A 12,583-nucleotide genomic window follows, 5' to 3' on the forward strand; every position below is an offset into this window, starting at 1 on the left:
CTTCGCCGATCGGCATGTGCGGGCCATCACCGGCCCGTCGACGCTTACCCGAATGCGCACCATACGCGATCTGATCATCACAGATGTGACCGCATCACTCCGAGGAGGTGATCGAGATCCACGGGCTTGGTGATGTAGTCCGTCGCCCCGGCCGAAATGCTCTTCTCCCGATCACCGGGCATCGCCTTCGCGGTCAGCACGAGAATCGGCAGCGGTGCGAAGGCGGGCATCGCGCGGATCGCGGATGTCGTCTCGTTGCCGTCCATGCCGGGGAGCATGACGTCCATCAACACGAGGTGCACCGGCGCGCTGTCCTGTTGGAGCGTCCGGATCGCGTCATGGCCGTTGTCAGCGTAGAGCACCCGCATCCCGTGCATCTCCAGTGCGCTGGTCAGCGCGAACACGTTGCGGACATCGTCATCTACCACCAGCACGGAGGCGCCCACGAGCGGATCGGAGCTGTCGAGGTTCGCGGAGGGCGGCCGAGCCACCGCCGACGGGTCGGTGAGGAACGGTGTGCCCTCGTCCGAGCGCGGGTCCACGGCGTTCCCCTCAGAAGCCCGGCTTGACCACAGCGTACGCTCCCCGACCCGCGACCTCCCGACCTGCCTCGAGCCCTCGGCGTTCGGCGCGGAACCCATCCCGGGCGCCGTCGGCCCGGCCGCCCCCGCCAACCCCACGCCGGTGCGCCCCGACCCCGACGCCGAGCCCAACCCCGACCGCGGCCCCGCCTCCGCCAAGGAGCCCGCCGTGACGAACCCCGAGCCCTGCCGGCGATCCGGCGCGGCCAGTTCGGCCCCGGCCAGCCCCGGGCCTCGTCCGTCACCGCCCGCCTCCAGGCGGGACCGGGCTCCACCCGCACCTTCGACGATCATGAGAACGCCGTCCGGCTCGCCGGGAATCACGACGGCCGGTACCTCGGCCGGCATCACCGACGGGACGAACAGCGTGAACGTGCTGCCCTGGCCGATCTGGCTGGACACCGCGATCGATCCGCCGAGCAGGCGGGCGATCTCCTTGCTGATCGACAGTCCCAGACCGGTGCCGCCGTAGCGGCGGGACGTCGTGCCGTCCGCCTGCTGGAAGGCCTCGAAGATCATCCTCAGTTTCTCGGCGGCGACGCCGATCCCGGTGTCGCTGACGGCGAAGGACAGCACCATCGGCGCCGACCGCAGGCTCGGCGCGACGAACGGGGTGTCGGGCGACGCGACGGACACGTCCAGGCGCACGGTGCCGGAGTCGGTGAACTTCACGGCGTTGGACAGCAGGTTCTTCAGCACCTGCTGGATGCGCTGCTCGTCCGTGACGAACTCCTCCGGGACGTCGCTCGCGACGCTGATCTCGAAGGTGAGGCCCTTCTCCTCCGCGGTGGGCCCGAACACTCCCGCGACGGCGTCACACAGGGCCGCGGTGCGCACCGGACCGGCGTCGACGTTCATCTTGCCGGCCTCGACCTTGGAGAGGTCGAGGATGTCGTTGATAAGACCGAGCAGCTCCGAGCCCGCGGAGTGGATCGTCTCGGCGAAGTCGATCTGCTTCTGGCTGAGGTTGTGGTCGGGGTTGTCGGCCAGCAGCTTCGCCAGGATGAGCAGGCTGTTCAGCGGGGTCCGCAGCTCGTGGCTCATGTTCGCCAGGAACTCGGACTTGTACTGCGACGACAGTGCCAGCTGCTCGGCCTTCTCCTCCAGGCCGATGCGGGCCATGTCGATCTCGGTGTTCTTCTCCTCCAGCAGCGCCGCCTTCTCCTCCAGCTCGTTGTTGGTGCGCTGGAGCTCGACGGACTGGGAGCGCAGCTCCTGGGTGAGGCGCTGCGACTGGGCGAGCAGCTCCTCCGTCCGGGCGTTCGCCATGATCGTGTTCAGGACGACGCCGATGGTGTCGACGAGCTGGTCGACGAGGGTGAGGTGCAGGTCGGAGAACGGGGTGAAGGACGCCAGCTCGATGACGCCGAGCACCTGGTTCTCGAAGATGACCGGGACCACCACGAGGTCACATGGTGGCGCCTCACCGAGGCCGCTGCGGATGTTGAGGTAGCCGGCCGGGACGTCCTCGACCCGGATGCGCTTCTTCTCCAGCGCGGCCTGGCCGATCAGCCCCTCGCCGAACAGGAACGTGCCGTCGGAGCGGCGCCGCGGCACCGACCCGTAGCCGGCGACGTAGCGCAGCTTGTCGCCCTCGATGAAGTCGAGCAGGTAGACGGTGCCCTGCTGGGCGTTCACCGCCGGGGTCATCTCACTGATGATCATCTGGCAGACCGTGTAGAGGTCGCGCTGGCCCTGCATCTTGCTGCCGATGAGGGCCAGGTTCGACTTCAGCCAGTCCTGCTGGGCGTTGACCTCGGTGGTCTCCCGCAGCCGGGCGATCATCTGGTTGATGTTGTCCTTGAGCTCGGCGACCTCGCCCTCGGCCTCGACCGTGATCGAGCGGGTCAGGTCACCGCGGGTCACCGCCGTGGAAACGTCGCCGATCGCGCGCAGCTGGATCGTCAGGGTCGTGGCGAGCTGGTTGACGTTGTCGGTGAGGTCCCGCCAGGTGCCGGCGACGCCGGCGACCGTGGCCTGGCCGCCCAGCTTGCCCTCGACGCCCACCTCCCGGCCGACCCGGGTGATCTCGATCGCGAACGAGGAGAGCTGGTCGACCATCGTGTTGACGGTGTCCTTCAGCTCGGCGATCTCGCCCTGCGCGGTCACCGTGATCTTCTGCGAGAGGTCGCCGCGGGCGACCGCCGTCGTCACCGCCGAGATGTTGCGGACCTGGGTGGTCAGGTTGCCGGCCATCGAGTTCACCGACTCGGTGAGATCCCGCCACACCCCCGACACACCCCGCACGTGCGCCTGGCCACCCAGGTTCCCCTCGGTACCCACCTCGCGGGCGACCCGGGTGACCTCGTCGGCGAACGACGACAGCTGGTCCACCATCGTGTTCAGGGTCTCCTTGAGCTCAAGGATCTCGCCCTGGGCGGTGACCGTGATCTTCTGCGAGAGGTCGCCGCGGGCCACCGCCGTCGCCACCAGGGCGATGTTGCGGACCTGGCTGGTCAGGTTGCCGGCCATCGAGTTCACCGACTCGGTGAGATCCCGCCACACCCCCGACACACCCCGCACGTGCGCCTGGCCACCCAGGTTCCCCTCGGTACCCACCTCCCAGGCGACCCGGGTCACCTCGTCCGCGAACGACGACAGCTGGTCCACCATCGTGTTCAGGGTGTGCGCCAGCCCCGCGACCTCGCCGCGGGCGTCCACGGTGATCTGCCGGGTCAGGTCACCCCGGGCCACCGCGGCCGCGACCTCGGCGATGCTGCGCACCTGGGTGGTCAGGTTGCCGGCCATGATGTTCACCGAGTCGGTGAGGTCGCGCCACACCCCGGAGACGCCCATGACCTTGGCCTGACCGCCGAGCTTGCCCTCGGTGCCGACCTCCTTCGCCACCCGGGTGACCTCGTCGGCGAACGCGGAGAGCTGGTCGACCATCGTGTTCACGGTCGACTTCAGCTCGTGGATCTCGCCGCGGGCGTCCACGGTGATCTTCTGCGAGAGGTCGCCCTGCGCGACGGCGGTCGTCACCTGGGCGATGTTGCGAACCTGGCTGGTCAGGTTGCCGGCCATCGAGTTCACCGACTCGGTGAGATCCCGCCACACCCCGGAGACACCCATGACCTTGGCCTGACCGCCGAGGTTGCCCTCGGTACCGACCTCGCGGGCCACCCGGGTGACCTCGTCCGCGAACGACGACAGCTGGTCGACCATCGTGTTCACGGTCGTGCCAATGCGGAGGAACTCACCGCGCACCGGCTGGCCGGCGATCTCCAGCGCCATCTGCTGGGAGAGATCACCCTCGGCCACCGCGGCGATGACCCGGGCGACCTCGTGGGTGGGCCGGGCCAGATCGTCGATGAGCGAGTTCACCGACTGGGTGAGCTCGTCCCAGCCACCGCTGCCACCCAGGTCGTCCATCCGCAGGGTGAGACGACCGTCACGTCGAATCACCTTGGAGACTCTGGAAACCTCACGTGCGTGCCGCTCCTGCATGCCGGCGAGCTCGTTGAACCGGCGGGCCACGTCGCCACCGACACCGTCACCGATCGGGAGCCGGACACCGAAGTCACCGTCGACCAGCCGGTCGAGCCCCGCGAGCAGGCCTGGCAGCAACGCCTCCACGCCCCCGGCGACGCTCCCGGAGCCACCTCCGACCGTGCCCGCGCCGTAGGCGGGGCCAGGAGGCGCCGGGGCGCTGTGGGCAGAGCCGTTGACCGACCCGTTGGTGGTGTCGCCCGTCGCGAGGGTGCCGGTGGCGCCCGCGGGCGGACCGCCGGCATCCCCGCCATGCTCGGACGACTGCTGGCGGTCGGGGCTCACGTCGGCGCTCATCAGTCTCCTACCTTGCCTGTGACGGTGGAATTATGAGGGCTACGAGCCACCCACGGGCGGCCTGGGGCAAGCGGTGGCGGCCGGGTGGCTCGGGCCGCGTGGCCGGTGCGCGGCAGCGGGTCCGCGATGCATGGCTGGTCTGGCGCCTGACGGGCGGGTGCATGGCCGGTCCGCGCACAGGTGGTGCCACCGGGCCCTGTCGGTGGCCCGTTCGGCCCAGCGGTCGACATCCGTTGGCCCGGGTTCCAGGGTGACTGACGATGGTGTGGTCGAGATCGGTGCGTGGGTAGGCGTGTAGCCGACGACGATGCGGAATGTGGCCATGGGACGGAGGTGTGCTGGTGTCGTCTGATCGGTCCGAACTGTGGTCCCGCTGTGGACTTTTGTCCCCGCCTGAGCAACTTCGGGCCAGGAACGCTCGAAGCAGGCACATCAGCCGCCAGTATCCGCCTTACCGAGGACGACGCAGGAGAGACTGAGCCACATGAACGCCGACCCAGCGGCCGGAGACCGGGTCGCGCCCCCGCGCTCTGTCGAACTGCCACCGACTGCTGACTCTCCGCGGTCGGCCCGGCGCTTCGTGCAGGACGTCCTGCGCGGCAATCTCGACGAGGACACCCTCGACTCGGCACTGCTCCTGGTCACCGAGCTGGTCACCAACGTGGTCGTGCACGCGGGGACGGTCGCGACGGTCGGCATCGCGCTGGAGTCCGCGGGCGTGCGCGTCAGCGTCAGCGACCGCCATCCGGTCCGCATCGGCGTCGGTCGCCGCGAGACGCAGGTGGTGCGGCCCCGGCCAGCCGGGCCCGACGACCTCGAAAGCCTCGACGGGCTGGGCCTGGAGGACCTTGACGGCAGGCCCGACGGGCTCGAGGGCCTGCGCGAGGACGGCCGCGGCCTCGCGCTGGTCGATGCGCTGGCCAGCTCCTGGGGCACCGAGCATGTCGCCGGTGGGAAGACCGTCTGGTTCCGGCTGACGGCCGCCGCCTCCGCACAGCCACCGGAACGCGTGCCACCCGGTGCCGCGCGCGGCGCGGAGGGCGCGGAAAGCACGGCAGACGCCGGGAACGCGCCGAGCGCGGAGGGCACGAGGACCACGGAGGGCGCGGAGGGCGCCAAGGCCACGGAGGGCGCCGCGGTCGTCGCGCCGTCCAACCCGGGTTCCGCAGGCGTCCCGCCCAGGCTGCCCCGGCTGATCGCCCGCGACACCGCCCGTGCGCTGAGCGCCGAGGGCGAGGTGTCCGAGTTGCTCGCCCAGCTTCTCGACGCCCTGCCCGCCAGCGGCGGCATGGTGCGGCGCCCCGCCGCGGACGGCGTTCGGGTGGAGACCGTCGCGGCGATGGGCCGCGCCGGCGCGGACGCACAGGCACGGGTGTTTCCCCTCGACCCGACCCAGGACAGCCTGGGCGAGCTGCTGCTCTGGCCCTCCGTCGACGGCACCGCCAGCGGCGCCGGTGGGCCTGCGGACAGCCACCCGGAAGGGCGCGCAGAAGGGCACTCGGAAGGGCACGACGGCTTCGACGTCGAGCGCGTCCAGCTCGTCTCGCGCTGGATGGCCCTCGCTCTCGGCGGCGGCGACATGCGGCGGGCCGAGGAACGCCGCATCGGGATGCTCTCCTTCCTCGCCGAGGCATCGGATCTGCTGGCGGGCAATCTGGACCTGGCCCGCTCGCTCGCGCTGCTGGCCCGGCTTCCGGTACCCCGGCTGGCGCAGTGGTGCGCGGTCTACCTCAACCACGAGGGCGCGAACCCCACGCTGGAGGCGTTCGGGCACGCCGAGGAGTCCCAGACGGCCGCGCTCACCCGGGCCGCGGTCGACCCGGACGGCGCGTTGATGGCCGCGGTGCGCGCCGCGCGCGGCGACCAGGTCCAGATGGTGACCGCGTTCGGCGGGCCCGCCCTGGTCGTCGTCCTGCAGGCGCGGCGGCGCGTGCTCGGCGTGCTCGCGCTCGGTCGCGCCCCCGGCCACGCGTTCCTCGCGGACGAGATGGATCTGCTGGCGGACCTGGCCCGCCGGGCCGCGTTCGCGGTCGACAACGCCAGGCTGTACAGCCGCCAGGTGGAGCTCGCCGGCACCCTGCAGGCCGGCCTGCGCCCGCCGGCGCTGCCGAACATCCCGGGGATCGATCTCGGCTCCGCCTACGGGGCCGCGCAGTCCGCCGGGCTCGACGTCGGTGGGGACTTCTTCGACCTGATCCACGGTCCGAACGGCTGGACCGTGGCCATCGGCGACGTCTGCGGCAAGGGAGCGGAGGCCGCGACCGTCACCGGGGTCGCCCGCGCCGTGCTGCGGCTGCTCACCGGCCGGGGCGCGGCGCTGGAGGAGCTGCTGCTCGAGCTCAACCGCGCGCTGCGGGACACCGCCACCGCCGGGAACGCCCGCTTCTGCACGATGGCCGCCGCCTCGATGCTTCCGCTGGCGGGCGGCAACGCCCGGTTCCACCTGCACCTGGCCGGTCATCCCCAGCCCGTGGTCCTGCACCAGGACGGATCAGCGTCCCTCGTCGGCCTGGCCGGCACCCTGCTGGGTGTGCTCGACGACGACGAGATCTCCTTCCCGGGCCTGGAGCTGCAGCTACAGGCGGGCGAGTCCCTCGTGCTTTACACGGATGGCGTCGTCGAGGCCAGGCAGGGGCGGGAGTTGTTCGGGGAGCAACGGCTGGTCGACGCGGTGGCCGGCTGCCACGGCCTTTCCGCACAGGGGGTGGCCGACCGGGTGCTGTCCGCGGCAGAACGGTTCGCGGGTGGCAATCTGCGCGATGATGTGGCGATTCTCGTCGCCCGGGTGGCCGACTGAGCCTTTGACCCCCGGGCACCTGGATTGCGCTGCCGCCTGATGGGTAAACAGTGCGAGATGTCCCCGTTCAAGACGTGGTGATCGATGAGTTCTACATCGGTTCCGATGAGTGTGGTCCAGCAGACGGGTCCGTGCCGTCCGCCGGCCACGCACATCGTCGCGGAGCTGCCCTACCTCCCGTCCGCCGTGCCGCAGGCACGGCGGGTGCTGCGGGAGTGCCTCGGGCTGACCGACCTGCCGGACGACAGCCGGGCCACGGCCGAGCTGCTGGTGAGCGAGCTCGTCACCAACGCGGTCAAGTACGGCAGTCCGCCGGTGTGGTTGCTCGTCGAGCTGCGGCCGGGCCTCGTCCACGCCTCGGTGTCCGACACGTCGACGACGCTGCCGCACCGCCGTGTGATCGACGCCGACTCCGAGGGGGGCCGCGGGCTGCTGGTCCTCGACGCGCTGGCCGGCAGCTGGGGCGCCGTCTCCGTGGAGTCCGGCAAGTACCTCTGGTTCGACCTGCCGGTCATCCGGTCGGAGTAGACGGATCGCGGGCCGACTGATCCGAGGCCGACCGATCCGGAGCTGGCGGCGGCAGGACGATGCGGGCCGCCCGGGGGTGGCCGAGGAACTCGTGCATGGCGAACTCGTAGCCGTAGGCACCGGCCATCGGGAAGACCACGACGTCGCCGGCCCGCAGGCGGTCGACGGTCACGTCCCGGGCCAGCGTGTCCTCGGGAGTGCACAGCTCGCCCACCACGGTGACCGGGCCGGCGGCCACCTCGGGCCGGGGCCAGCCCACCGGCCAGCTCTCGCGGGGCACCACGGCGAAGTTGTGCACGATCTCCCAGGAGGTCGGCAGCTGGAAATGGTTGATACCGCCCCGAAGCACCGCAAAAGCCTCACCGTGCACCTTTTTGACGTCGGTCACCTCGGCCGCGTACCAGCCACAGTCGGCCACCAGCATCCGGCCAGGCTCGAAGATCACTCGGACGTCCGTCGGCGGGCGCAGCCGGGCCAGGCCATCACCGAAAAGATCGAGGTCGAACGGACGCTCGCCCCGCCGGTCCGGTTCAAAGGGCACACCGAGACCACCGCCGACGTCCACCACCCGCAGGTCGAAGCGGCCCTCGTGCGCCTGCCGGACGGCGAAGTCGAGACACCACCGCACGTACTCCAGGTGCGCGGCCGCGTCGAGGTTTCCCGAGACGGCATGCACATGGAAGCCCACCAGATCGATCCCCGGCAGAGAGCGCGCCAGCTCGACCGCGCCCGGCACCTCCCGCTCCTCGATCCCGAAGGCACTCGGACGCCCACCCATCCGCAACGAGCCGGCGAGCCCGACCCGGGCGGGGTTCACCCGCAGCGCGACCGCGGCACGGCGGCCGGCCCGGGTGGCCACCGCATCGATCCGCAACAGCTCCAGAGGGCTCTCCACGTTGACGACGTCGACGGTTCCCGACGTCTCACCCGCGGCGGGGTCCAGGAGGGCCCGCAGCAGGCTCAGGGACTTTCCCGGGCCCGACGCCACCAGCCGGGGCAGGGGCGCCGGCAGCGGCTGGGGCGGCGGCTGCGGCTGGGGCTGGGGTGGCTGACCCGCGCGGCCCAGGGCATCGGTCGCGAGCGCGAGCTCACGCGCCGAGGAGATCTCGAACCCGTCGACCCCACGACCGCCGGCCAGCAGCGCGTCGAGCACCGGCGGGAAGGAGTTGGCCTTGACCGCGAAGTACAGCTGCGCCCACGGCGGCAGATGGCGACGCAGGTCGACGGCGGCCCGCTCCGCCACAGCCGGCGCGTAGAGGTACGCGCTGAGCTCGGGCTCCGCGTCAACACCGGACTCCGCGCCACCGCCGAGCTGCCGGCCGCCACCGGGCCAGGCCCGCACGTGCTCGATCACAGCCGGGGGCAACCGGTCCAGGCCGAGGGCGCGCAGTGGCGCCGCCGAGATCGGAAGATCCAGCACAGCCCGAAATGTACGACGCGGCGGCAAAGCATGCGCGTTGCCCGAGCCTCGCCCGACCCGGATCAGAAGCCAGCCGTCATGCCCAGGTCGAGTGCAGGCACGCCCGGCCACCCGACGGGGAGACGAGGTCACGAAACAGAAACCGCACCGAAACGATGCCGACATCCACGGAACCGCTCCACCTCGCCCATTTGCGATCGTAGTATCACGGTGGGCAACGATCGCGCGGGGAGTCGGACGGGAAGCCGCGGGCGAAGCCCATGCACGAAACCCACCGAGGAAGCCCAGCCGCAAAAAGCCCACATGGGGAGCACGGCCAGCGCCCCACCCCGACAGTCGGCAGCCGTAAGGGAGACAACACCCCGATGCGAGGGGTGCACCAGAGTTCAACAGTGAGGAAGAGCTCGGCGCGTCCACTGGCCGGAGATCGGGACTCATTGAGGTTAGGCTTCCCTGATCCGGTCCGCTCGAAGGGAAGTCGCCGTGACGACAATCTCACCGGCCGACATCGATGCCAGTACCGGCGGAGCAGGTCCCAACAATGCGGATCCCAAGGCCGCGGCGGCGATCCTGGCGCGGCAGGCCACCCGTGAATCCGCCGCCCGCACCTACGCACGATCGCTCCCGATCGTTCCGACAAGCGCCGCGGGGTCCTGGATCACCGGTGCCGACGGGCGGCGTTACCTGGATTTCCTCGCCGGAGCCGGCACCCTCGCCACCGGGCACAACCACCCGGCGGTCGTAGCCTCGATCGAGCGCGTCCTGCGTTCCGGAGCGCCCCTGCACGTCCTCGACATCGCCACCCCGCAGAAGGACGCCTTCACCGAGGAACTGGCGAACACGCTGCCCGCCGGGCTGCGCGAGGACCCGAAGCTGCTGTTCTGCGGGCCGACCGGCGCCGATGCCGTCGAAGCCGCGCTCAAGCTCGCCTACACCGTCACCGGGCGCCAGAACGTCCTGGCGTTCACCGGTGCGTACCACGGGATGACAGCCGGAGCACTCGCCGTGACCGGCAACGTGCCGGTGAAGGAGCCGCTGCCGACAGCAGCGTCGGTCGTCCGGCTGCCCTTCCCCTACCCGTACCGGTGCCCGTTCGGTGTGGGCGGCGCCGCCAGCGCGGAGATCTCCGCGCACTATGTCGAGCAGCTGCTCGACGACCCCTGCGGCGGCATCACCAGCCCGGCCGCGATGATCCTCGAGGTGGTGCAGGGGGAGGGCGGCGTCGTTCCGGCCCCTGACGGGTGGCTACGGGCGATGCGCGAGCTGACCAGCCGCCGCGGGATCCCGCTCATCGTGGACGAGGTCCAGACGGGTGTCGGGCGCACCGGCACCTTCTGGGCCTGCGAACGGGCCGGCGTGGTGCCCGACATGCTCGTGATGTCGAAGGCGATCGGCGGTGGGCTGCCGCTGGCCGTCGTCGCCTACCGCGCCGACCTGGACGTCTGGGCGCCGGGAGCGCACGCGGGCACCTTCCGCGGAAACCAGCTCGCGATGGCGGCGGGGCTGGCCACCCTGCGGCTGGTGCGGGACCACGGGCTCAGCGATCGCGCGGCCGTGGTCGGTGACCGGCTGCTGGCCGGTCTGAACCACATCGCCCGGAGCACCGAGATCGTCGGTGACGTGCGCGGCCGCGGCCTGATGCTCGGCGTCGAGATCGTCGACCCGCACCGGGAGCCGGACCGGACCGGCGCTCGGCCCCCGGATGCCGCTCGGGCCGCGGCGATCAGATCCGCGTGCCTCGACCGTGGCCTGATCATCGAGCTCGGCGGCCGCCATGACGCCGTGCTCCGTCTGCTGCCGCCGCTGACCATCACCGACGAGGAGGCGGACCTCGCGCTGGAGATCCTGGCCGACGCCATCGCACTGTCCGGCTCGCCCAAACTTTCCGGCGCAGCAGAGAGGATGGGATGACGGGGCCGGGTCACCAACCCGCGGACGATCTGCGCGCGCTGCTACGAGTCACGCTGGACGCCCTCGACGCCGGCCGCCGGGACCGCGGCGGCCCGCTGCCCGCCGGTGGGCCGGCCGCGGTCCGGCAGGCGACACTCGACGCGCTCGGGCCAGGGCCGCTTCTGCCCCGAACGGGCGACGGTGAGGCCGCGGCGCTCGGCGGGCTCACCCGCATGCTGACCGCGGGGTCGGCCGATCCCGCGGATCCGTTCTGCGCCGCCCATCTGCACTGCCCACCGTTGGCTGTGGCCGTGGCCGCCGACCTCGCGGTGAGCACGCTCAACCCGTCGCTGGACTCCTGGGACCAGGCCCCCGCCGGCACGACCATCGAGCTGGAGGTGGTCGCCGCGCTGGCCGAGCTCGTCGGGTTCGACCCGACGCACGCCGTGGGCACCGTGACCACCGGCGGCACCGAGTCCAACCTGATGGGCCTGCTGCTCGGCAGCCACACCACCGGGCAGGCGGCGGTCCGGTCACGAGCCCGGGGCCGGAGCGGGCCGAGAGCCCATCACGGCCGGCCCGGGCCACGGGCCCAGCTCGGGCGGGCCGGCCGCGGTGGCAGCGCGGGTCCGGTTCCCGTCCTGTGCTCGGCGGCCGGCCACCACTCGGTTCGGCGCGGTGCCGAGCTGCTCGGGCTCACGAAGGTCGTCCCGGTCGCGGTCGACGCCGCGTACCGCATGGACGTCCAGGTGCTGCGGGCCGCGCTGGCCCGGCACGACGGCCCCGTCCTCGTCGTCGCGACGGCGGGCACCACCGACGCCGGCGCGATCGACCCGCTGGCCGAGATAGCCGATCTGGTGCGCAGCCACCCGGCGCCGAGCTGGCTGCACGTGGACGCCGCGCACGGCGGCGGCGCCCTGTTCTCCCGCCGGCTCGCCGGCCGCCTCACGGGCCTGGACCAGGCCGACTCCGTCGCGCTCGACCTGCACAAGCTGGGCTGGCAGCCGGCACCCGCGGGAGTCTTCCTCACCCCGTCACGGCGCGGCTGGAGCCGGCTGGAAGCCGAGATCGCCTACCTCAACCCGGCCGATGAGACCACCGCGGGATACACCAGCCTGCTGGGGCGATCGCTGCGAACGACCCGCCGGCCGGACGCGTTCAAGATCGCGGTGACCTTCCGCGCGCTCGGCCGAGAGCGCCTCGGGGCGATGGTGGACGCCTGCCACGACCTCGCCGAGCACGCGGCGCACGTCATCGCCGACCACCCTCGGCTGGAGCTCGCCGCGCCGGTCACCCTCAGCACCGTGCTGTTCCGGTACGTCCCGGCCGGCACCGGCACCGGCACCGAGGAGGGCACCCGGCTCGACCGGTTGAACGCCGCGATCCGTAGCCGCCTGCTCGACGACGGCGCGGCGGTCGTGGGGCGGACGACCGCCGGCCCCGAGGCCGCCGTCCACCTCAAGCTCACCCTGCTGAACCCGGCGGCCACCGCCGCCGACGTCTCCGCGCTGCTCGCGCTCGTCGCCGCCACCGGAGACCGCATCGCGGCCGAGGCACCGCATTGACCATCGCGAAGCGGAC

General features: G+C 71.8%; 6 protein-coding genes. 4 read left to right on the forward strand and 2 right to left on the reverse strand.

Annotation, left to right across the window (positions count from 1 at the left end):
• Positions 1 to 77 precede the first annotated feature (77 nt).
• Positions 78 to 4,367 carry a HAMP domain-containing protein gene (locus ACG83_RS39825; protein ID WP_054571423.1) on the reverse strand — a complete coding sequence of 1,430 codons (4,290 nt, stop codon included), beginning with the start codon at positions 4,365 to 4,367 and terminating at the stop codon, positions 78 to 80.
• A 484-nt stretch (positions 4,368 to 4,851) separates the two neighbouring features.
• On the opposite strand from ACG83_RS39825, the gene ACG83_RS39830 reads away from it, so the two are divergent.
• Together ACG83_RS39830 and ACG83_RS39835 are read left to right on the forward strand one after the other, a co-directional pair.
• On the forward strand, positions 4,852 to 7,164 hold the full coding sequence (locus tag ACG83_RS39830) for a SpoIIE family protein phosphatase (RefSeq protein ID WP_054571424.1): 2,313 nt from the start codon (positions 4,852 to 4,854) through the stop codon (positions 7,162 to 7,164).
• 84 nt (positions 7,165 to 7,248) lie between these two features.
• On the forward strand, positions 7,249 to 7,692 hold the full coding sequence (locus tag ACG83_RS39835) for an ATP-binding protein (protein WP_054571425.1): 444 nt from the start codon (positions 7,249 to 7,251) through the stop codon (positions 7,690 to 7,692).
• Here ACG83_RS39835 and ACG83_RS39840 read toward each other — a convergent pair.
• Positions 7,676 to 9,112 carry a diaminopimelate decarboxylase gene (locus ACG83_RS39840; RefSeq protein ID WP_054571426.1) on the reverse strand — a complete coding sequence of 479 codons (1,437 nt, stop codon included), beginning with the start codon at positions 9,110 to 9,112 and terminating at the stop codon, positions 7,676 to 7,678. The genes ACG83_RS39835 and ACG83_RS39840 overlap by 17 nt on opposite strands.
• Positions 9,113 to 9,595: 483 nt before the next feature.
• Here ACG83_RS39840 and ACG83_RS39845 point away from each other — a divergent pair, with 483 nt between their 5' ends.
• Both ACG83_RS39845 and ACG83_RS39850 read left to right on the forward strand, forming a co-directional pair.
• Positions 9,596 to 11,023, forward strand: coding sequence for a diaminobutyrate--2-oxoglutarate transaminase family protein (locus ACG83_RS39845; protein ID WP_054571427.1), 1,428 nt, complete (start codon positions 9,596 to 9,598; stop codon positions 11,021 to 11,023).
• On the forward strand, positions 11,020 to 12,567 hold the full coding sequence (locus ACG83_RS39850; RefSeq protein ID WP_054571428.1) for a pyridoxal-dependent decarboxylase: 1,548 nt from the start codon (positions 11,020 to 11,022) through the stop codon (positions 12,565 to 12,567). Before ACG83_RS39845 ends, ACG83_RS39850 begins: the two co-directional genes overlap by 4 nt.
• The last annotated feature ends 16 nt before the right edge of the window (positions 12,568 to 12,583 follow it).

Origin of the sequence: Frankia sp. R43 (assembly GCF_001306465.1) — a bacterium.
In the GTDB taxonomy this organism is placed as follows: Bacteria; Actinomycetota; Actinomycetes; order Frankiales; family Frankiaceae; genus Parafrankia; species Parafrankia irregularis.